General features: G+C 63.3%; 25 protein-coding genes. 6 read left to right on the forward strand and 19 right to left on the reverse strand.

Going from position 1 to position 19,042, the window contains the following annotated elements:
* Window positions 1-5: 5 nt before the first annotated feature.
* Window positions 6-572 carry a ubiquinol-cytochrome c reductase iron-sulfur subunit gene (petA, locus tag ACZ5TB_RS08000; protein WP_464777973.1) on the reverse strand — a complete coding sequence of 189 codons (567 nt, stop codon included), beginning with the start codon at window positions 570-572 and terminating at the stop codon, window positions 6-8.
* Between the two features lie 210 nt (window positions 573-782).
* On the opposite strand from petA, the gene ACZ5TB_RS08005 reads away from it, so the two are divergent.
* Genes ACZ5TB_RS08005 through ACZ5TB_RS08015 form a run of 3 tightly spaced genes read left to right on the forward strand, consistent with a single transcriptional unit; the run spans window position 783 to window position 2,722 of the window.
* Window positions 783-1,241, forward strand: a complete 459-nt coding sequence (locus ACZ5TB_RS08005) for a tRNA (cytidine(34)-2'-O)-methyltransferase (protein ID WP_464790816.1) — start codon at window positions 783-785, stop codon at window positions 1,239-1,241.
* Between the two features lie 13 nt (window positions 1,242-1,254).
* Window positions 1,255-2,118, forward strand: coding sequence for an oxygen-dependent coproporphyrinogen oxidase (gene hemF / locus ACZ5TB_RS08010; RefSeq protein ID WP_464790817.1), 864 nt, complete (start codon window positions 1,255-1,257; stop codon window positions 2,116-2,118).
* A gap of 4 nt (window positions 2,119-2,122) precedes the next feature.
* Complete coding sequence (locus tag ACZ5TB_RS08015) at window positions 2,123-2,722, forward strand: GNAT family N-acetyltransferase (protein ID WP_464790818.1); 600 nt, start codon at window positions 2,123-2,125, stop codon at window positions 2,720-2,722.
* Here the strand turns inward: ACZ5TB_RS08015 and ACZ5TB_RS08020 are convergent.
* Entirely contained in the window at window positions 2,704-3,492 is a 789-nt protein-coding gene (locus ACZ5TB_RS08020) for a DUF7847 domain-containing protein (protein ID WP_464790819.1), read from the reverse strand. The two genes, ACZ5TB_RS08015 and ACZ5TB_RS08020, sit on opposite strands and share 19 nt — an antisense overlap.
* 74 nt (window positions 3,493-3,566) lie before the next feature.
* On the opposite strand from ACZ5TB_RS08020, the gene lipB reads away from it, so the two are divergent.
* The 3 genes from lipB (at window position 3,567) to ACZ5TB_RS08035 (ending at window position 5,419) form a co-directional block, all read left to right on the forward strand.
* Window positions 3,567-4,271, forward strand: coding sequence for a lipoyl(octanoyl) transferase LipB (lipB, locus tag ACZ5TB_RS08025; protein WP_464790820.1), 705 nt, complete (start codon window positions 3,567-3,569; stop codon window positions 4,269-4,271).
* Window positions 4,272-4,345: 74 nt separating this feature from the next.
* Window positions 4,346-4,621, forward strand: a complete 276-nt coding sequence (locus ACZ5TB_RS08030; RefSeq protein WP_464790821.1) for a hypothetical protein — start codon at window positions 4,346-4,348, stop codon at window positions 4,619-4,621.
* A 108-nt stretch (window positions 4,622-4,729) separates the two neighbouring features.
* Window positions 4,730-5,419, forward strand: a complete 690-nt coding sequence (locus tag ACZ5TB_RS08035) for a hypothetical protein (protein ID WP_464790822.1) — start codon at window positions 4,730-4,732, stop codon at window positions 5,417-5,419.
* A 250-nt stretch (window positions 5,420-5,669) separates the two neighbouring features.
* Here the strand turns inward: ACZ5TB_RS08035 and queE are convergent, their stop codons facing one another.
* The 17 genes from queE to ACZ5TB_RS08120 form a co-directional block, all read right to left on the reverse strand.
* Window positions 5,670-6,317, reverse strand: a complete 648-nt coding sequence (gene queE / locus ACZ5TB_RS08040; RefSeq protein WP_464790823.1) for a 7-carboxy-7-deazaguanine synthase — start codon at window positions 6,315-6,317, stop codon at window positions 5,670-5,672.
* An 11-nt stretch (window positions 6,318-6,328) separates the two neighbouring features.
* Window positions 6,329-7,021, reverse strand: coding sequence for a 7-cyano-7-deazaguanine synthase QueC (gene queC / locus ACZ5TB_RS08045; protein WP_464790824.1), 693 nt, complete (start codon window positions 7,019-7,021; stop codon window positions 6,329-6,331).
* Between the two features lie 45 nt (window positions 7,022-7,066).
* Window positions 7,067-7,477, reverse strand: a complete 411-nt coding sequence (locus ACZ5TB_RS08050; protein ID WP_464790825.1) for a DUF3617 domain-containing protein — start codon at window positions 7,475-7,477, stop codon at window positions 7,067-7,069.
* 146 nt (window positions 7,478-7,623) lie between these two features.
* Window positions 7,624-8,529, reverse strand: coding sequence for an Hsp33 family molecular chaperone HslO (gene hslO / locus ACZ5TB_RS08055; protein ID WP_464790826.1), 906 nt, complete (start codon window positions 8,527-8,529; stop codon window positions 7,624-7,626).
* Between the two features lie 99 nt (window positions 8,530-8,628).
* Window positions 8,629-9,558, reverse strand: coding sequence for an ornithine carbamoyltransferase (gene argF / locus ACZ5TB_RS08060; protein WP_464790827.1), 930 nt, complete (start codon window positions 9,556-9,558; stop codon window positions 8,629-8,631).
* Window positions 9,559-9,662: 104 nt separating this feature from the next.
* Window positions 9,663-10,856: an acetylornithine transaminase gene (locus ACZ5TB_RS08065; protein WP_464790828.1), complete on the reverse strand. Its 1,194-nt coding sequence runs from the start codon at window positions 10,854-10,856 to the stop codon at window positions 9,663-9,665.
* Between the two features lie 172 nt (window positions 10,857-11,028).
* Complete coding sequence (locus ACZ5TB_RS08070) at window positions 11,029-11,427, reverse strand: flagellar export chaperone FliS (protein ID WP_464777986.1); 399 nt, start codon at window positions 11,425-11,427, stop codon at window positions 11,029-11,031.
* 18 nt (window positions 11,428-11,445) lie between these two features.
* Window positions 11,446-12,852, reverse strand: coding sequence for a flagellar filament capping protein FliD (fliD, locus tag ACZ5TB_RS08075; protein WP_464790829.1), 1,407 nt, complete (start codon window positions 12,850-12,852; stop codon window positions 11,446-11,448).
* Window positions 12,853-12,946: 94 nt separating this feature from the next.
* Entirely contained in the window at window positions 12,947-13,402 is a 456-nt protein-coding gene (locus tag ACZ5TB_RS08080; RefSeq protein WP_464790830.1) for a hypothetical protein, read from the reverse strand.
* A gap of 164 nt (window positions 13,403-13,566) precedes the next feature.
* Complete coding sequence (gene flhB / locus ACZ5TB_RS08085; RefSeq protein ID WP_464790831.1) at window positions 13,567-14,703, reverse strand: flagellar type III secretion system protein FlhB; 1,137 nt, start codon at window positions 14,701-14,703, stop codon at window positions 13,567-13,569.
* Between the two features lies 1 nt (window position 14,704).
* Window positions 14,705-15,487 carry a flagellar biosynthetic protein FliR gene (gene fliR / locus ACZ5TB_RS08090; protein WP_464777990.1) on the reverse strand — a complete coding sequence of 261 codons (783 nt, stop codon included), beginning with the start codon at window positions 15,485-15,487 and terminating at the stop codon, window positions 14,705-14,707.
* Window positions 15,484-15,756: a flagellar biosynthesis protein FliQ gene (fliQ, locus tag ACZ5TB_RS08095; RefSeq protein ID WP_066527003.1), complete on the reverse strand. Its 273-nt coding sequence runs from the start codon at window positions 15,754-15,756 to the stop codon at window positions 15,484-15,486. Before fliQ ends, fliR begins: the two co-directional genes overlap by 4 nt.
* Before the next feature lie 112 nt (window positions 15,757-15,868).
* On the reverse strand, window positions 15,869-16,645 hold the full coding sequence (fliP, locus tag ACZ5TB_RS08100; RefSeq protein ID WP_464792513.1) for a flagellar type III secretion system pore protein FliP: 777 nt from the start codon (window positions 16,643-16,645) through the stop codon (window positions 15,869-15,871).
* 124 nt (window positions 16,646-16,769) lie between these two features.
* Window positions 16,770-17,036, reverse strand: coding sequence for a FliO/MopB family protein (locus tag ACZ5TB_RS08105; protein ID WP_464790832.1), 267 nt, complete (start codon window positions 17,034-17,036; stop codon window positions 16,770-16,772).
* An 84-nt stretch (window positions 17,037-17,120) separates the two neighbouring features.
* Window positions 17,121-17,459 carry a flagellar motor switch protein FliN gene (gene fliN / locus ACZ5TB_RS08110; RefSeq protein ID WP_464777992.1) on the reverse strand — a complete coding sequence of 113 codons (339 nt, stop codon included), beginning with the start codon at window positions 17,457-17,459 and terminating at the stop codon, window positions 17,121-17,123.
* Entirely contained in the window at window positions 17,456-18,340 is an 885-nt protein-coding gene (locus ACZ5TB_RS08115) for a flagellar motor switch protein FliM (protein WP_464790833.1), read from the reverse strand. Before ACZ5TB_RS08115 ends, fliN begins: the two co-directional genes overlap by 4 nt.
* Window positions 18,341-18,392: 52 nt before the next feature.
* The gene (locus tag ACZ5TB_RS08120; RefSeq protein ID WP_464790834.1) at window positions 18,393-19,025 is read right to left on the reverse strand and encodes a flagellar basal body-associated FliL family protein; all 633 of its coding nucleotides are present in this window, start codon (window positions 19,023-19,025) and stop codon (window positions 18,393-18,395) included.
* Between the last annotated feature and the right edge of the window lie 17 nt (window positions 19,026-19,042).

Raw genomic sequence — 19,042 nt, forward strand, 5'->3', positions numbered from 1 at the left:
TTACCTCAGCCTACGAGAATGGCGGTGTCGGAAGTGAAGCTGAACTTCGGCACTTCCAGGTTCTTGGGCGCGGGGCCTTTGCGGATGCGGGCGGCCGTATCATAGTGCGAACCATGGCAGGGGCAGAAATAGCCGCCAAATTCGCCCTTATTCTCGCCCTCGCCCGCGCCAAGCGGCACGCAGCCCAGATGGGTGCAGACGCCCATGGTGATGAGCCACTGCTTCTTGCCATCGACGGTACGCTCTTCCAGCGTCTGCGGGTCACGCAGCGCGCCAGCATCGACCTTGTCGGCTTCGGCGATTTCCTTGTCCGTCAGGTGGCGCACGAAAAGCGGCTGCGAGCGGAAGGTCGTCTTGATCGCCTGACCCGGCTGGATCGACGAGATATCAACCTCGGTCGATGCCAGCGCCAGCACGTCCGCGCTGGGGTTCATCTGATCGACGAGCGGAATGACGACGGCGACAGCCCCGACCCCCGCGAAGCTTACTGCGGCGATATTGATGAAGTCGCGACGACGCACTCCACCTTCGCCGGATAGACCTTGGCTGTCCGTATGTTCAACGCTCGCCATGCACCTCAACCCTTGCAAAGACGTCCCTGTTACCCGCCGCATTGCCGTTTCCGGCCCTGATTATCGAGAGAGTAGCGCCGCCCACGGAATATGGGCCTCGCCTTTCCCCCTGGCGTGGTTCGGGGGCCTGATAGACCCACTGTGGCTTCTTTGCCAACAGCAATTTGGCGATGGCTATGACAATTTGCCCTGCTGCATTATGCGCGGGGCATGCGTATTGCTCTCTACCAACCCGAGATCGCGGGAAATGTCGGCGCCATATTGCGGCTGGCCGCCTGTTTTTCCGTGCCCGTGGACATCATCATGCCGATGGGATTCGCCTTTTCCGACGCCAAGTTGAAACGCGCCGCGATGGATTATGGCGCGGCGGCGGAGGTGACTCGCCACGCCAATTTCGAGGCATTTGACGAGGCCCGGCGTGCGGAGGGCCGTCGCCTGGTGCTGATGAGCAGCCATGCCTCGCAACCGCTGCCGGAGGTGCGTTTTGACGGGCATGACGTGCTGCTGATGGGATCGGAAGGCGCGGGCGTGCCCGACGCGGTGCGGGACATGGCCGACCTGCGCGTCCGAATCCCCATGGCTGCGGGCTTCCGGTCCTTGAACATTGCCGTTTCCACGGGCATCGCGGTTGCCGAAGCCCTTCGCCAGACTGGACAATTTCCAACATGATCGAGATTTCCCAATGACCTTGGTCCTCAATCCCCAACAGCAGGCCGCCCGCAACTGGTTCGAATCGCTGCGCGATCGCATCTGCGCGGAGTTCGAGGCGATCGAGCGCGAGGCTGGCAGCGATGCCTCCTTCGTCTACACGCCATGGGACCGCGAAGCGCCGGGATTGACGCCGGGCGAAGGCGGCGGCGGCGTGCGCGGGGTCATGAAGGGCAAGATATTCGAGAAGGTCGGGGTCAATGTATCCACCGTCTCGGGCGAGTTCGCGCCGGATTTTGCCAAGACCATCCATGGCGCAGGGGAGAACCCGGCTTTTTTCGCAACGGGGATCAGCCTGGTCGCGCATATGGCCAATCCGCATGTGCCCGCCGTGCATATGAACACGCGCTATTTGATCACGTCGAAGAGCTGGTTTGGCGGGGGCGCGGACCTTAACCCTCCCCTGCCCCGGGATGAGGATACGGCGAGCTTTCACGCGGAGTTCAAGGTGGCGTGTGACGCGCATGATGCGGACTATTATCCGCGCTTCAAGGCGTGGGCTGACGAGTATTTCTTCATCCCGCACCGGGGCGTCCATCGCGGCGTTGGCGGCATCTTCTACGACCATCTGGAGTGCGAGAATGATGTCGGCTTTGATGCAAATTTCGCCTTTACCCGGTCGGTGGGCGAGGCGTTCCTCAAGGCCTTCCCGCCCATCGTGCGGCGGCGGATGGGTGAAAGCTGGAGCGAAGAAGATTACGCGAAGATGCTGGAATGGCGCGGCCGTTATGCGGAATTCAATCTGGTGCATGACCGGGGCACGCTGTTCGGGCTGAAGACCGGCGGCAATGTCGATGCCATATTGATGAGCCTGCCGCCGATGGCGAGCTGGAGCTGAACCCATGCCGCTGACGCCGGTTGCCAATGATCAGATTGCGACGATCGTGACCTATCTGGAGATGGTGGAGCGCCCCCGGCCTGCGCCGATTCCGCCTGCTCCGTTGCGGCTGGTGCCGTGGAAGGCGCCCGCGCCCGATGCCTATCGCGCGCTGTTCCGGCGGGTGGGGGAGCCGTGGCTGTGGTTCTCTCGCCTGGTCATGAGCGATGCGGAATTGACGGCGATTATTCACGATCCGGCGGTGCAGATTTTTGCGATCACCGATCCGCGCGGCGTGGAGGTGGGGTTGCTGGAGCTGGATTTCCGGGCGCTGCCGGACTGCGAGTTGAGCTTCCTTGGCCTTATACCTGAGCTGACCGGCAAGGGGTTTGGGGCGTGGATGATGGCGCAGGCCAAGTCGCTGGCATGGCGCAAGGAGGTGTACCGGTTTTGGGTGCATAGCTGCACACTGGATAGTCCGGGGGCTCTCAGCTTCTATCAGCGGGCCGGATTTGTGCCCTATAAGCGGGAGGTTGAGATCTTCGCTGATCCTCGGCTGGCCGGTTTATTGAGCGCCGATGCGGCGCCGCATGTGCCGATGCTCGGTCAGCCCGCCTCTGCCTGACGATAGAGCCGGGCGAGCATGACAAGCATATAGACCTGCACCACGGTCGAGACGACAGCCGCTGCGACGCCGCCGATGAGCCGCGCGCCTTCCGCTCCGGCGATCAGGCGGCCGAACAGGCCGAAGATGACTTGCGCGGCCGACCCCACGATGGCCGAGAGCAGCGTCAGCACCAGGATGAAGCCGAGCAGCCGCCAGAAATGGCCGCGTGTCAGTGCCCAGCTATGGCGCAGCGAGGCCATGACGCCTTCATTGCCGTCGATGACTACCGGATTGAGCAGCAAAAGCCGCACGCTGGCGAAGAGCATGACGGCGGCGCCAGCGGTCACCAGCAGCGCGGCGAGGGCTGCGGCAACGGGCTTTGCCACCATGGAGAAGGCGACGACGACGATCATGCCGACGATGGCTATGCCAAGCAGCACGCCGATCACGACAAGCGCCGTGCCGAGCAGCACGGGCAGGCGGGACAGGCTGAGCCGCAGCGCTTCGCCGACGCTGATGCCGGGCCTTAACGCCAGCGCGAACAGGGCGAGCGACCCGAACCAGATGATGATGACGCCGATCAGCGTGGACAGCATGAAACTGGCCGGGATATCGGGCATGGCGCCCTTGTCCATGCGCCACGCGGCGAGCTCCGGCGGGGTCATCTCCTGAAGGATGAGGCCGGGCAGCGCGACGAAGAGCAAGGCGACGGGGAAGAGCAGGCTGCGTTCGCGCGCGACGAAGGCGACCGCTTCTTCCCATGCCTTGCCGATCGACATCGCCGTCATATCTTCGCCTTTTCCCGTACTTAAAATCGGGGAGGAGACTTGATCGCTCCCCTCGCCCAAGTCAAGGAAGTGCCATGTCATCCTCTTCCCCTTTGCCCGCAGTGGCCGAACAGATCGAATGGCGCGTCGATTCGGCGCTTGTGGACTATCCCGAAGCGCTCGCCGACATGGAGGCGCGGGCGGCGGCGATCTTTGACGGGAAGGCGGGCGAGCGGGTGTGGCTGCTCGAACATCCGCCGCTTTATACGGCGGGGACGAGCGCCGATCCGGCCGAGCTGATCGACCCGCGCTTTCCGGTGCATGATGCGGGGCGCGGCGGGCGCTATACCTATCATGGGCCGGGGCAGCGGATCGGCTATCTCAACATCGATCTGCGGGAACGGGGCAAGGATGTGCGCAACTTCGTCCATCATCTGGAAGGGTGGATGATCGATGCGCTGGGTGACCTTGGCATCGCGGCGCGGCGGGCAGAAGGGCGGATTGGTATCTGGACCGATGACCTAAACGGGCGCGAGGCGAAGATCGGCGCATTGGGTATCCGGGTGCGGCGGTGGGTGACGCTGCATGGCTTTTCGATCAATGTGGACCCCGACCTGTCCCATTTTGGCGGCATCGTGCCGTGCGGGCTTGCCGAATATCCCGTCACCAGCATCGCGGCGCTGGGCAAGAATGCCTCGATGGGCGATCTGGATGCAGCTTTGAAGGCGCATTTCCCTGCCTTTCTGGGCCGATTGCGGCGCTGTGGCGCGGGGGTTGAGCAATGCGGATCGGGCGGCTAGGGTCTGCGCCTTCGCCGGGTGGGGGCCGCCGGGCATCACATGTTTGGGAGACCCGGATGCGCTGCAAAGCGAGGATGATCTTTACCGCCTTGCTGCTGACCGGCTGCACCGCGCTGGCGGCGTGCGGCAAGGACGACAAGGGGAGCAACACGGTCCAGATGAAGGATTTGGAGGTCGTCGACGGCACGACCACCGACGCCATGACGGACCTGGATGGGGTGCAGAGCGAAGCGCCGTCGGCCGCCCTGCCCTCGGCTGGAGGAAATAACAGCGCCGCTGCCGCGCCTCAGCCGGAACCTGCCGCAGCCAATGCGGCGCAGGGCGAGGCAGAGATACTGTCGGATCAATAGACGGTGCAAGACGTTCAGGCGCAATACAGGCGCCGACCGCGAGGCATACATAAGAGAAGCCTTGTCCGATCGTCGTTCACAAAGGCCGCCATTCTAAAAGGGGAAGTCATGACATCCTGTTCCACGCTGCGCCGGGTCTGTGCCGGGTTGATGATTGCCGCCGCGCCGCTGTTGGCTCAACCGGCCGCCGCCCAGTTTTTCTGGTCGCCGCCCGACTTTTCCAGCCCGCCGCTGACGGAGGCGGACGCAGCGACCGCGCTCGGCCTGCCCGGCGCCACGGCGGAGGAAATCCGCGCGGGCCTGGTGTGGAACCTGCGCGCCGCGCTCAACGTCGCGGCGCTCCAGTGCCAGTTCGAACCGACGCTGCTGTCGATCAGTAATTACAACGCGATGATCGCGCATCATGACGCGGAGATGGACTCGGCCCAGTCCGTCCTGCTCGGCTATTTCCAACGCACCGTCGGCAAGGGCAAGCCGGGCCAGGCCGCGTCCGACAAATATGGCACGCGCATCTATTCGGGCTATTCGACCGTCCAGGCGCAGCGCGGCTTCTGCCAGGCGGCGGGTCAGGTCGGGCGGCAGGCGATCTTCGCCAATCGCGGGTCGCTGCATGAAGTGGCGCGCACAGGCCTTGGATCGATCAAGAAGTCACTGGTGCTGGCGGGTGAGCAATTTTACGGCGATCCGGGCCGGAGCTATGCGCTAACCCTGCCCTCGTTCGATAAGAAATGCTGGAAGAAGAACAAGCTGCGGCCGGAATGCCAGGTGGCTTATGAGCAAAAGGTGGCGGCTAAGTAGGTTTGAGGCGGCGAGCGGGGCCATAGGGGCTCCTCTCTTCCGGAGTCCTGGTAGGATAGGATGTCGCGAACCAAGATTAGCGGATCGAGCGACGGTCTGATATCTGGGATCACCCACCCCGTTCGGGCTGTCCGAACGAGTCACTTGCCTCTTTCGGATGTCGAAGGGCTCTACTTCTTAAAAAGAAGAGAAGGGCTTCGACAAGCTCAGCCCGAACGGTGTTAGGTTTGGGACTTGAGGGCGAGTGCTCTTACCGCAGTCCCAGATATTTATGCGATTGAAGGCTTAGCCGCCATTTCGGGCGGTCCATGACCAGATCGATCGCCGCCTGCATGTTCGCCGCCGCCTCCGCGCTGTCGAGCGGCTGGATCAACAGGTTGTCGAAAGCCCAGCCTTCCATCGCCTCCACGTCGGCGATGCTGTGCCCCCTGCCCGGCTGCGGCCAGACCAGTTTCAGTTCATTTCCGCTGCGTTGCACGACGTCACTGCCTGCCTTCGGGCTGATGCAGACCCAGTCGATGTCGGGATGGGCCGCAATCGTGCCGTTGCTTTCGATGGCGATGGTGAAGCCATGAGCGTGGAGCGCGTCGATCAGGGCGTCATCGACCTGCAACATGGGCTCCCCGCCCGTTATCACGATGTAGCGCCCCTCTTCACCGGCCCCCCAGAAGGCGAGCGCGGCGTCGGCGAGCGCCTGTGCATTGGCGAACTTGCCGCCACCGTCGCCGTCCGTGCCGACGAAATCGGTGTCGCAAAACTGGCACACGGCCTTGCGCCGATCCTCCTCGCGCCCGGTCCAGAGGTTGCACCCGGCAAAGCGCATGAAGACGGCGCGGCGGCCGCTATGGACGCCTTCGCCCTGAAGCGTCAGGAACATCTCCTTGACGGCATAGCTCATCCGCCTGTCCTTTATGGCTTGGCTGCGTAGCGGGTTGGATCGGGCAGGCCCGCTTCCTCAAAACCCCTGGAGCGAAGGCGGCAGCTGTCGCAAAGCCCGCAATGCTGGTCGCCCGGCGCGGGATCGTAGCAGGACCAGCTCATCCCGGCGTCCAGCCCCAGCCGGTTCGCCTCACGCGCGATGTCGGCCTTGCTCATATGCTGGAGCGGGGCGTTGATCCGGACTGGATGCCCTTCGACGCCAGCCTTGGTCGCGAGTGCCGCCATATTCTGGAAGGCGTCGATGAACTCGGGACGGCAATCGGGATAACCCGAATAGTCGAGTGCGTTGACGCCGATGAAGATGTCGTTCGCTCCCGACACTTCGGCAAGACCAAGCGTCAGCGACAGGAAGATGGTGTTGCGCGCGGGCACATAGGTGTTGGGAATGCCCGGTCCCACCCCGTCCTTCGGCACCGCGATGTCCGCCGTCAGCGCCGATCCGCCAAAGGCGGTAAGATCGAGCGGAAGGACGATATGTCGCCGGACCCCAAGAACAGTGGCGATGCGCGCGGCGGCGTTCAATTCGACGCGGTGCCGCTGATTATAATCAATCGTCAGCGCGACCAGTTCATAGCCCGCCTCGCGCGCGAGGCCGCCCACGACCATCGAATCCAGCCCGCCCGACAGCAGGACGACAGCGGTTTTCACATCATTGGCAGTCATGGGCGCTCCGCTACCGCCACAGGCGCGCTGGCGCAAGCGGTGCGGTCAATGGCAGGCGCCGATGCGCCGTCCTTCCATGCTGAAGGAGAAGGGCGCGCCGCCCGCAATCCCCTGAGCGTGGATTTGCACCAGCCTGGACGTTTCGATGCGCAGATCGGTGCGCCCACCCCCTGCCCCGGCGCAATCGTAGCTGACCGTCAGCCGTTTGGCGCTTTCGTCGATCGTCAGCCTTTTGCAATTGTTGCGACCATGGCGAAGCTGGATCAATTGGCGAATATCGGCAAGGCAGATGCGGCGTATATCGCCCTTCCCGCCTTCCTCCGGCCGTTCGCGCAATTCCCATTCGCCCGGTTCCAGCCCCCTGAGCGGCGGTTCGGAAAGCGCCTGCGAGCCAACCGGCGATACAGCGATCAGCATCGCGATGGCCGCGCTCAAGACGTGCAGACCTGACGTCATTCAATAGCCCCCGTATTTCATCCCGAACTCCGGAGCGGCTCGCCGCGTGCATGGCGGCACGGCCTTCATGCACCCAAATCCGGCGGGTTGATAGCGCCAGCCCCCGCTAACGCCCCAACCTGTTCCGAAGTCGCAATAAATTCGTGTCAGCCTTGCGCGAAACTGTCCAGCGAAACTGGAAACAAACGCGAACAAAAGGCGCAATCTACTCCAATGACCCCCTGTTCATCAGCCATTTGGGCGCGTTCTTCAGCGGGGAAACGGCCGATCACGCTACGGATATGGGCCAGATCGCAGCGGCAGCCCTTGGTCAGGTCGACCGGATCGGTGACGCGCACCACCTCTTCCTCATGGAACAGGCGCCAGACGATATCGGTCAGCGGCAGCGCTTCGTCGGTAAGTTCGTTGTCACTGAGCGTGACGGCCAGCGCCTGAACATGTTCCCATTCGGGATGATCGTGCCGCGTGTGGAGACGTTCGCGGCCCACTTCACCTTCGGGCAGATGCTGGAGCAGCATGCCTGCGGCGAAGCAGCCCTGCCCCGCTTCATGGCGGACAGCGATCTGGACGACGCTGGGGATTTGTTCGGACTGGAAGAAATAATGTTCGGCCGCCTGCGCGAGCGAATCGCCATCGAGCGGGACGATGCCCTGATAGCGTTCGCCGGTCACCGCCTGGTCAAAGGTGATGGCGAGATAGCCCTTGCCGAACAGGCCGAACAGCGTCGGGTCAGGCCCCAGCTCTGCCAGCCGATCGGCATCGAATTTGGCATAGCCGCGCACTTCGCCGCCCTTGTAATCGGCGACGAGCAGGCTGACGACGCCATGTTCGTTATGCGCCTGAAGCGTAAGCTGTCCCCCCGCATCCTTGAGCGTCGAGCCGAGCAGCGCCGCGAGGACCAGCGCGGAGGCGAGCAGCCTTTCGACTGGCGGCGGATAGGCGTGGGCGGCAAGCACCTGATCCAGCACCGGCCCAAGGCGAAGGATACGCCCACGCGCGTGGCGCGACGGAATGGTGAAGCCCAGGGCCTGATCGATATCGGATGCGTTCAAGACAAGCTCCGTTAGTCCCGGTGCAGGGCGGGAATATAGCGGCGGCCGGGCGTTATCGCCCGGCCGGTTCGCTGCTAGATAGGAATATGTCCGGCAAACTCAACCAAGGCGACCCGCCGCCCAGAGCAGCACGGACTTTTGTGCATGGATGCGGTTTTCCGCTTCGTCCCAGATCAGCGATTGTGGGCCGTCGATCACTTCGGGGACGACTTCCTCGCCGCGATGGGCGGGCAGGCAGTGCAGGAATTTCGCGCTGGGCTTTGCCTTTGCCATCAGGTCTTGCGTGACCTGATAGGGCATCATGGCCTTCAGCTTTTCGTCCGCATGCGCCTGACCCATGGAAATCCAGGTGTCGGTGACGACGGCGTCGGCCCCCGCGACCGCCTCGACGGGATCACGGGTGAGCGTGATGCCCGCGCCCAGAGCCTGCGCTTCCTTGATGAAGGCGTGATCGGGCTCATAGCCTTCGGGCACGGCGATGCGCAGGTCGAACTTGAAGAGGCCCGCCGCTTCGATGATCGAGTGGAGGACATTATTGCCGTCGCCCAGCCATGCCCACTGGCTGCCGGGCAAGGCGACGCCATGTTCGACCAAGGTCAAAAGGTCGGCGGTGATCTGGCACGGATGCGACAGGTCGGTGAGGCCGTTGATCACCGGGACGGTGGCATAGCGGGCCATTTCCTCGATCTTGGCATGATCGTCGGTGCGGATCATGATCATGTCGCACATGCGGCTGAGCACGCGGGCCGTGTCCGCCACGGTTTCGCCCCGGCCAAGCTGGCTGGTCGCGCCATCGAGGATCAGCGAGGTGCCGCCCAACTGGCGGATCGCCATATCGAAGCTGACGCGGGTGCGGGTGGAGTTTTTCTCGAAGATCATCGCCAGCGTGTGGCCAGCGAGCGGCGCGTCGGCGTCGGCTTGGCCCTTAGGCAGGGCCTTGCGGGCGGCTTTCCGGTCGATGGCGTCGGCGAGCATGGCGGCGAGCGCGTCGGCGCCAGCGTCGGAGAGATTCAGGAAATGTCTGGTCATGATCTAACCCTCAAGCCCGTTCGGGCTGAGCTTGTCGAAGCCCTTCACTTCCCTTCAGGAGAAGGAAAGCCCTTCGACAAGCTCAGGGCGAACGGAGATTGGACTTAAGCCGCTGCGGCCTCCGCAAAGCTGCGGGCACCAGCGGACAGCTTTTCGATGCATTCGGCGACATGCTTCTCGTCGATGATGAGCGGCGGCAGGATGCGGACGACATTCTGTCCCGCAGACACCACCAACAGCCCATGATTGTCGCGCAGATGCGCCACGAACTCGCGCGCGTCGCTGCTATCCTTGAGCTTGACGCCGAGCATCAGGCCAAGACCGCGCACATCCTCGAACATGTCGTGGTTGGGGATGAGCTGCTCCAGCGCCGAACGCAGGCGCGCGCCGATGCTGTTCACATGGTCGAGAAAGCCTTCGCCCAGCACTTCGTCCAGGACAGTCAGGCCGACCGCCATAGCGAGCGGGTTGCCGCCATAGGTGGAGCCATGGGTGCCGAACACCATGCCCTTGGCCGCTTCCTCCGTCGCGAGGCAGGCGCCGAGCGGGAAGCCCGCGCCGATGCCCTTGGCGACGGCCATGATGTCCGGGTTCACGCCATATTGCTCATGGGCGAAGAAGGTGCCGGTGCGGGCATAGCCGCACTGCACTTCGTCCAGGATCAGCAGCATGCCCTTCTCGTCGCACAGCTTGCGCAGACCGGCGAGGAACTCCTGGGTTGCGGGCGTGACGCCGCCTTCGCCCTGCACGGTTTCGACGAGGAAACCGGCGGTGTTCTCATCGACGGCAGCGGCGGCAGCTTCCAGATCGTTGAATGGTACGACGGTGAAGCCGGGCAACAGGGGTTCGAAGCCATCGCGCATCTTGGGCTGACTGGTGGCCGAGATGGTTCCAAGCGTCCGGCCGTGGAAGGCGTTGTCGAAACTGATGATGTTGTGCCGGTGCGCCTGCCCATTGACATAGTGATAGCGGCGCGCGGTCTTGATCGCGCATTCGACCGCTTCGGCGCCTGAATTGGTGAAGAAGACCGTGTCGGCAAAGGTCGAATCGACCAGCCGCTGCGCGAACTTCTCCCCCAGCGGCATGCCGTAGAGGTTCGACGTGTGCATCAGCGTCGCAGCCTGATCGGCGATCGCCTTCACCAGTTTCGGATGACCATGGCCGAGCAGATTGACCGCGATGCCGCTGGCGAAGTCGAGATAACGCTCGCCACGCTCGCCGATCAGATAGCAGCCCTCGCCTCGCACCGGGCGGACATCGCACCGGGGGTAAACGGGCATGAGCGGCGTAATCGACATGGTGGCCCTCCCTTCGCTGGAGCTGATGTGAAAAAGTACCAAAACGCAAAAAGGCGGCCCCCGCCGGGCCGCCCTTTGCGAGCGCTGCCTATACTAGCGGCGCCGGAGTGGCGCAAGCCATTCCAGGAACGTCATCCCAGCTTTCGCTGGGATGACGGCCGTTAGAGAATCGTCAGCCGATCTGGTTCCAGGCGTCGGCGATTTCGGCGATGATGTCGCGGGCCTGCTCGGCATGTTCGGGCGAGCGTTCCTTGGCACTCAACAGCAGCAAGCGGCGCGCTTCGCGGTAGATTTGCGCAAGGCCCATGGCGATGTCGCCGCCCTTGTCGAAGTCAAGGCTGGATTCAAGCGCGATCAGGATCGACATGGCGCGCGCCTGCTTGTCCGACACCTTCAGGCGGTCATTGTTGCGTTCGGCGAGTGCGGTCGCTTCGAGTGCGATCACCAGTTCGTCAAACAGCACCTTCACCAAAGCATGGGGCGTGGCGCCTTCGATCCGGCTGCCCGAATGAACGGCCGCATAGCCGCGCGCCGCGCGATTGCCTGCATAGCCCTGCTGAGAATAGAACATCTTACCTGACCCCTGTTATCAATTATCGCTCTTGGTCCACATGGCGACCTGCTGTTCCAGATAGGTCTGGGTCGCCTTGAAGGCGGCCAGACGTTTGTCCATCTCCGAATAGACCTTCGAAAGCTGCGCCTGATAGTTGGTCATCTGGTCGTTCAGCTTTTCCAGCTGCTCGGCCAACGCCTCGCTCAGCTTTTCATATTTGCTCTTCGCAGTAACGAGCGGCCCGTCGGTCTGCTGGATCCTGTCGCGCACGCCGTCCATCAAACCGGCGAGGCCGGGCGTCGTGTCCGACTTGACCGCCGGGTTCAGCATCTGGGTGACCGCAGCTGCGTCGGCGACAAGCGCCTTGTCGAGCGCGGCGGTATCCAGCTTCAACGTCCCGTCGCGATTGGTGCTGATACCGATGGACGACAACGTCGTGTAGGTTCCCGTCGGGGCAAGCACGGCCGACGTCATCTGCGACAGCTGCCGCTTCATGTCGCGGATCGACGCCTCGCCGTTCAACGCGCCCGCGCTGGACGAATTGCCCCCGGCCGCCGTGGCGGTATTCAGCGCCTTCATCAGCGTATTATAGGCATCGACGAACTCGACCATCAGGTCGCGCATCGACGTGGTCGGCTCGGTCGTCGCCAGGGTCACGTCAGTGCCCGGCGCGGCCTTGTTCAGGTCGATGCGCAGATTGGCGATGGCGGTATCGATCGTGTTTCTGCTGTAGTGCTGCTCGACGCCATCCAGAAAGATGATCGAATCCTGCGCCTGCACCTCGCGGCTCATCCCGCCGGTCGTGCCATCCCATGTGAAGGCGTCGAGCGCGGCGTTTGCGGGCGAAGATGTGTTGGTGAAGGTAAAACTGTTCGTCGCGCCCGTCGCGCCCTTCATCACCAGGCGCGTGCCCTGATTGTCGGTGATCACGCTGGCGCTGACGCTTGTCCCGGCTGCGTTGATCGCTGCGGCAAGATCAGCATAGGTCGCACCGGCGCCGAGCGTGATAGGGACGGCGGCGCCTGCGCCCACTGTGAGCGCGAAGTTGCCCTCGCCAAGCACGGTGGCGGCGGTGGCGCCTGAATCGGGCGCGGACGCAATGGTCTGCGCGGCGGCGAGCTGCTGCACCTGAAGCTGCGCCGGGAGCTTCGGCACGCCGCCCGGCAGCAGGCTGACAGCGGCTATGCTGGGATCATTGGAAGCGGGCGAACCCGCGAAACCCGTTCCGGCGAGCAGGCTGTTCAGCGCGTTGGCAAAAGTGTCGAGCGAGCTGGAGGCCGATGCAAGCGCCGAAATCCTTGCATTGTTGACGCTCTGGCGATCGGTGATGACCTTTTGCTTCGGATCGCGGGCGGCGCTCACCAGGCTGGTGACCAGCGCTCCGGTGTCGATGCCGGACCCAATGCCGAGCGCTGTTGAAATGCTGCTGCTTACCGAGGTCATCGTCCGTCCTTTCGAGGATGAGAACGGCTCTAGGACGAAGACCTTTAGGAATGATTTTCATGGGGTAAGGAAGATCGCGCGCGGCGATCTTTCCTCAACCGTCGATTGAAAGCAGCTGATCCACCGTGCCACGGCGCAGATGCGCCTGCGCGGCATGGGCATAGCTTGCCTGCTCGGCGATGCGTTTGCCCAAGGTGACGGCGCTTTCGACCACGTCCTTCGATGCGGGCGGCAACGGCACCAGGATCATCGGCGCTGGCAGCAGCGCCTGAATATCGGCCTCCGCCGCTTCAACCGTGGGCGCGGCCGAGGCCGAGCGCAGTTCCGCCAGTATGTCGGCCACGCGGGCATGCACCTTGGCATATTCCGCCGCGCTGGCGAGATCATCTTCGGACAGAGTGGACTTCGGGTCGCCCTTCTGGCGCTTGCCCGCATGCCGATCGGCTCCCTGCTGGGCTGCAATCGCCTGGACTGGGGGCACGGCCGACGGCGTTCGGGATGAGACCCGATCAACCTGTGTTAAGTCGCTCCGCGAAACATATTTGTTCATGACGCACCATCTGAATGCGTCCCCGTGAATATATTACGGCCAGCAATGCCTAAGTTTTAGTTCACCTAAGAAGTTTTTCGGCATCACCCTTACCCCCGTTCGGGCTGAGCTTGTCGATCCGAAGGGCGAACGGATTAGGGGTGTGCCGATGACTTCGGAATGCCTTACAGCTTCTGCCCATCGGCGTCGAAGCGCAGATCGTCGGGCACGCTGATGAAGGGCCGATCGATCTCGCTCGCCATCCGGTTTTCCACGCGGAAGACGAAGGCAAGGACGGTCGCGACCGCCATGTAGAGCCCTTCATTGACTATCTGCCCGGCCCGCGAGGTGAAGTAGATGGCGCGGGCAAGGTCGGGATATTGCAGCACCGTTACGCCATTCTGGTCAGCCAACTCACGGATGGCGGCGGCGATGGCGTCGCATCCCTTGGCGACCACGACTGGCGCGGCGTCCTGCCCCGGCTTGTAGCGCAGTGCGACGGCGAAGTGGGTGGGGTTGGTGATGATGACGCTGGCTTCGGCCACGGCCTTGCGCGTCGATCCGCTCAACACCTCGAACTGGCGGCGGCGGATATGGCCTTTGAGTTCCGGCGAGCCTTCGCTTTCCTTATGCTCGTCCTTGATGTCCTGCTTGCTCATGCCGAGGCGCTTGGAACGCTGCATGATCTGCGCGGGCACGTCGATGCCCGCGATCAGGAACAGGCCGCCCGCCATGATGAGGCAGGTCATGATGAACATGTTGCCCAAGTCCGACATGGCTGGCGCAAGCCCCTGCGAGCCGAGGCCGATGATGGCGGTCAACCGGTCCCAGATCAGCCAGACACCGATCGCGCCGAGCAGCGTGACCTTGGCGATCGATTTCATCAGTTCGATGAGGCCCTGCATGCCGAACATGCGCTTGAGGCCCGCTGCCGGATTGAGCTTCGACGCCTTGGGCGCGAAGGCGCCGGGGCGGAAGCCAAGGGAGCCGAGGATGGCTGGTCCCGCAATGGCCGCGAGCGTCGTCGCCAGCAAGATGCCGCCAACCGGCAAGGCGATGCCGGTGAGCAGGCTCATGCCGCGCGCGGCAGGCGCGAAGTCCATGATGTCTTCACGCCGGAAACGCAGCGCCTCGATCAACATCTGAGACAGGGATTCGATGACCGACGGACCCGTGACCGCGATCCAGCCGATCCCGGCCATCACCACCAGCGCGGTAGCCAATTCCTTCGATTGGAGGATGTCACCCTTCTTGGCGGCGTCCTGCAATTTCTTTTGTGTTGGCTTCTCGGTCTTTTCGCCGCCGCCATTGTCCCCGGCCATGTCAGCGGCCCTCCGCGATCGACTGGGCTTGGTCGAGCCCGGCCTTGAGCGCGGCGGTCAGTCCCTCGCCCATCACCGGCGCAGCGATCGCCAACAGGATAAGGCCAGCCATGACGGCAACCGGCATACCCACGGCAAAAAGGTTGAGCGACGGCGCGCTGCGGGCGAGCATGCCCATGATGATTTGCACGAGGATCAGCGCGAAGCCGACCGGCAGCGCGACGGTGACTCCCGCGCCGAGCAGCGATCCGCCGAACTGGACGAGGTGCCAAACCGCGTCATTGCTCAGCATCGCGTCGCCCGGCGGCAGCGCCTTGTAACTTTGCACCACGAAGCTGGCGAGCATCAGGTGGCCGTCCATGCCGAGCAGGAGGAAGGTGGCGAGGATCGACAGGAACGTGCCGATCGCCTGCGTCGCCTGGCCGGATGACGGATCGACCATGGCGGCGAAGTTGAGGCCCATGGCATTGCCGATCGTCTCCCCCGCGACGAAGGCGGCGGCATAGCCGATCTGGACCGCAAACCCCATGGCGAGTCCAGCCAGCACTTCGCCCATAACCAGCATGACGCCCGCGAAACTGGCGACGCCGTCCTGCGGCAGCTGAATCGTGACGCTGTTGAGCGCGGCCATGCCGAGCGCCAGCGAAAGGATGAAGCGCAGCGGCAGCGGCACGGCGGGCGCGCCGAACACGGGCGCCGCGATGAAGGCCGCGCCCGGTCGGATCATGGCGATGAGCCAGATCCAGAGCTGCGTCTCCACATTCGCGAAGCCCGGTGCGATCATTGCAGCAGGTCCGGGATGCGTTCGAATATCTCGCGGGTGAAATCGGCGATCAGGACGAGGATCGACCCGCCGAACAGCACCAGCATCGCGCCGACGACGATGATCTTGGGGATGAAGCTCAACGTCTGTTCGTTGATGGAGGTGGCGGCCTGCACCATGCCGATGAGGACGCCCGCGATCAGCGCGGGGATCAGGATGGGCGCAGCGGCGAGCGCCGTGATCCAGAGCGCCTGTTGGGCGAGGCCCATGAAGAAGTCGGCGTTGTCCACTAGCCCACCCTCCCCCCGTTCGGGCTGAGCTTGTCGAAGCCCCTAACTTCTTCAAGAAAGGAGAAGCCCTTCGACAGGCTCAGGGCGAACGGAGGAGAGGAGTGCGCTTTCGTCACGTCGCGAACGACCCCGCCAGCGACCCCATGGTCAGTGCCCAACCATCCACCAGCACGAACAACAGCAGCTTGAACGGCATCGAGATAATCGTCGGCGACAACATCATCATGCCGAGCGCCATCAGCGTGGAGGCCACCACAAGGTCGATGATGAGGAACGGCAGGAAGATCATGAAGCCGATCTGGAACGCCGTCTTGAGTTCCGACGTCACGAACGCAGGCAGCAGGATCGAGAAGGGAATGTCGGCGGGCGATCGGAAGGCGGGCGCTTCGGCAAGATTGGCGAAGAGCTTGAGGTCGGTCTCGCGCGTCTGCTTGGTCATGAAGCCGTGCAGCACCTTGCCCGATCGGCCGACCGCTTCCTCGATGCTGATCTGGCCCTTGCCATAGGGGTCGAAGGCCTGTGCGTTGATCTGGTCGATCGCCGGGCGCATCACGAAGAGCGAGAGGAACAGCGAGAGGCCAACCAGCACCTGATTGGGCGGCGTCTGCTGCAATCCCAGCGCCTGGCGCAGCAGCGACAGGACGATGATGATGCGGGTGAAGCTGGTCATCATGAGCACGAGCGACGGCAGCACCGACAGCAGGCTCATAAGGACGAGGATTTGCAGCGAGAGCGACAGCGAACGGCCGTCGCCCGAAATCGCGCCCATCGCCTTGGTCAGCGCGCCGCCATTATCGACGGGCGCGGCCGGAGCGGCGGCTTGGGCCAGCGCGGGGGTCGTTAAGAACAACCAAGACAGCAGCCCTGCGACCAGAAGGGCGATCACCAGACGCCCTGACACCCGTTCGGGCTGAGCTTGTCGAAGCCCTTTACTTCTTGAAGAGAAGGGATGCCCTTCGACATTCGAACGAGGCGAGTGACTCGTTCGGACAGGGCGAACGGAGAGAAAAAGCTTAGCGCCCCGCACGATAGGAATCGCCTTCCGCGATCTTCTCGATCCGCCCACGCGTGACGGACAGCAGGATCTTCTTTCCCTCGAACTCGACTACAGCGAGCTTGCCAAAGGTGCCGAGCGGCAGCGCCTCCAGCATCTTGAGCGACCGGCCATCCTGACCCGCCATCATGCCGGGCTGATATTTGCGCCACAGCCACAGCGCGCCGAACGCCATGCCGCCGACCAGCGGCAGAAGGATCAGCAGTTTGACGAAGTACCAGAACATGGGGCGCGATCCGCTTTCATGGTTAATCGCCTTTCCGAATCAGAAAGATCGGCGCGCAGCAAGAGAAAAAGGCATTGATCGCGATCAGCCGCGCCGTTCGACCCCGGCAAGGCGGCTTTCGGCGGCGGCAATATCGACGATGCGGATGCCATAACGGCCATTCACCGTGACGACCTCACCCTTGGCGATCAGGGCGCCGTTGACCATGATGTCGAGCAGGTCGTCGGCCTGACGATCCAGTTCCACGATGCTGCCTTCGGCCAGGTCCATGACCTCCGCCAGCCGCAGCGACGTGGAGCCAACCTCCACCGACATGCGGACGGGAATGTCGGCCAGCAGGCGGAACTGGCGATTGTTCGCCATGCGGCTCAGCCCTTCTTCGGCAAAGCCGTCAATCCGCGGCGCTTCGCTCATGTCACTCATTGTTCAGGTCCCTGTGCTATCTTTTCGATCTGGAATGCGGCGCGGCCGTCCTGCTCGCCGATTGATCCGTGAGCGACGATGCGGTCGCCCACAATCAGTGGCAGGCTGCGGCTGATGTTCACTGGAATAATGTCGCCGGTCTTCAACTGCATGAGATCGGCGAGCGAGAGGTTGGGGCGTGCCAGCACGGTGCGGGCGGGCAGGCGGATGTCGCGCATGCGATTGGCGATGCGCGCCTGCCACACCGGGTCGATGCGTTCTTCATCAACCGTGGCCTTGGCGCCCATGAGCGGCTCCACCGCGCGCAGCGAGGAAAGGGGAAACAGCAGGTCGATCGGCCATTCCTGATCCCGCGCGATGCTGAGCATGAAGCGTTGCAGCACCATCTGTTCGCCCGGCTGCGCGGCCGACGCGAAGCCGATGCCTGCTTCACGGACGATGAGGCCAATTTCCAGCGGCAGAATATCGTTCCAGCTTTCGACGAGACGCCCGATCACGCCTTCGGAAATACGGCTGATCAGCCGGTCTTCGGTCGGCGTGAACTCGCCACGGGCAGGCAACGGGCGATTGCCGGGGCCGCCGTAGAAGCAATCCACCAGGGTCGAGATCATGGCTGCGTCCATGCGCAGCAGCATCTGCCCTTTCAGCGGCGTAATGCGATAGACGCCGATGCTGGAAAAGGCGGGCACTTCCGCCGACCATTCGCCGAAATCGAGCACCCGCGCGTCGAGCATCGCGATGTGCGGGCGCACGCCGGAGATAGGCTCGATCAAGGCACGCAAACGCCGGCCGAGCTTTTCGCCCAGCCGGTCTAGTCCGGACAGCAGCTGTGGTGTCTGCGATTCCCCGCGCCCGAGGGCGTAGGTCTGAACGTCGGTCATGATAGTCCCCTGCCCTAGTGGACCGGGGGACTTCCCGACCTTTCAGGCACCCCTATTGAATAACGAAATTGGTAAAATAAACGTTATCTATGCCGCCATAACCCGTCTTTTGCTTCAAAATATCGTTTATGACGCCCTTTATGCGCCCCTGGAGCTGGCGTTTGCCTTCGGGCGTCGCAAGCATCGTTTCGGGCTGCTGCGCGAGCATCATCAGAACCTGACTGCGAATCGCCATCTCATGGGTCTTGATCGCCTCGATCACGCGCAGGTCGTAATAGGTGGAAACCGCCACCGAAATTTGCGCGAAGGCGTCAGTGTCCGACATGTTGGAGGTGAAGGGCGCCTGCAACTGGAAATAGGTGGCCTGATAGGCGGCCGGATTGGCGGGCGTGGGCAGGTCGATACCCTTGCCCGGCTTGTGCGCAGACGCATGGCCGCCGCCTCCGCCATGCCCTTCACTGCCCATGCCATGGGCCTTGGCCACTTCCTCGGCGCTCTCGCCCGCGAGGACGAGGACCGGCTTGTTGGGATCTTCCTTGGGGCCTTCTTCCTTGGCGCTGAAGAAACCGGCGGCATAAAGCCCGCCAGCCGTTCCCGCACCACCCAGAACGAGCGCGGCGGCGGCCAGCAGGATCATCTTCATGCCCCCGCCCTTTTTCTTCTTCGCCTTCGCCTCGTCGCTCATCTGCCGGTCCCCCGAAT

The sequence above is a fragment of the Sphingobium sp. TomTYG74 genome, assembly GCF_055393875.1.

Coding starts and splice junctions, on each gene's coding strand:
- petA (WP_464777973.1), bottom strand. CDS start 572: ATGGCGAGCGTTGAACATACGGACAGCCAAGGTCTATCCGGCGAAGGT.
- ACZ5TB_RS08005 (WP_464790816.1), top strand. CDS start 783: ATGCGTATTGCTCTCTACCAACCCGAGATCGCGGGAAATGTCGGCGCC.
- hemF (WP_464790817.1), top strand. CDS start 1,255: ATGACCTTGGTCCTCAATCCCCAACAGCAGGCCGCCCGCAACTGGTTC.
- ACZ5TB_RS08015 (WP_464790818.1), top strand. CDS start 2,123: ATGCCGCTGACGCCGGTTGCCAATGATCAGATTGCGACGATCGTGACC.
- ACZ5TB_RS08020 (WP_464790819.1), bottom strand. CDS start 3,492: ATGACGGCGATGTCGATCGGCAAGGCATGGGAAGAAGCGGTCGCCTTC.
- lipB (WP_464790820.1), top strand. CDS start 3,567: ATGTCATCCTCTTCCCCTTTGCCCGCAGTGGCCGAACAGATCGAATGG.
- ACZ5TB_RS08030 (WP_464790821.1), top strand. CDS start 4,346: ATGATCTTTACCGCCTTGCTGCTGACCGGCTGCACCGCGCTGGCGGCG.
- ACZ5TB_RS08035 (WP_464790822.1), top strand. CDS start 4,730: ATGACATCCTGTTCCACGCTGCGCCGGGTCTGTGCCGGGTTGATGATT.
- queE (WP_464790823.1), bottom strand. CDS start 6,317: ATGAGCTATGCCGTCAAGGAGATGTTCCTGACGCTTCAGGGCGAAGGC.
- queC (WP_464790824.1), bottom strand. CDS start 7,021: ATGACTGCCAATGATGTGAAAACCGCTGTCGTCCTGCTGTCGGGCGGG.
- ACZ5TB_RS08050 (WP_464790825.1), bottom strand. CDS start 7,477: ATGACGTCAGGTCTGCACGTCTTGAGCGCGGCCATCGCGATGCTGATC.
- argF (WP_464790827.1), bottom strand. CDS start 9,558: ATGACCAGACATTTCCTGAATCTCTCCGACGCTGGCGCCGACGCGCTC.
- ACZ5TB_RS08065 (WP_464790828.1), bottom strand. CDS start 10,856: ATGTCGATTACGCCGCTCATGCCCGTTTACCCCCGGTGCGATGTCCGC.
- ACZ5TB_RS08070 (WP_464777986.1), bottom strand. CDS start 11,427: ATGTTCTATTCTCAGCAGGGCTATGCAGGCAATCGCGCGGCGCGCGGC.
- fliD (WP_464790829.1), bottom strand. CDS start 12,852: ATGACCTCGGTAAGCAGCAGCATTTCAACAGCGCTCGGCATTGGGTCC.
- ACZ5TB_RS08080 (WP_464790830.1), bottom strand. CDS start 13,402: ATGAACAAATATGTTTCGCGGAGCGACTTAACACAGGTTGATCGGGTC.
- flhB (WP_464790831.1), bottom strand. CDS start 14,703: ATGGCCGGGGACAATGGCGGCGGCGAAAAGACCGAGAAGCCAACACAA.
- fliR (WP_464777990.1), bottom strand. CDS start 15,487: ATGATCGCACCGGGCTTCGCGAATGTGGAGACGCAGCTCTGGATCTGG.
- ACZ5TB_RS08105 (WP_464790832.1), bottom strand. CDS start 17,036: ATGTTCTGGTACTTCGTCAAACTGCTGATCCTTCTGCCGCTGGTCGGC.
- fliN (WP_464777992.1), bottom strand. CDS start 17,459: ATGAGTGACATGAGCGAAGCGCCGCGGATTGACGGCTTTGCCGAAGAA.
- ACZ5TB_RS08115 (WP_464790833.1), bottom strand. CDS start 18,340: ATGACCGACGTTCAGACCTACGCCCTCGGGCGCGGGGAATCGCAGACA.
- ACZ5TB_RS08120 (WP_464790834.1), bottom strand. CDS start 19,025: ATGAGCGACGAGGCGAAGGCGAAGAAGAAAAAGGGCGGGGGCATGAAG.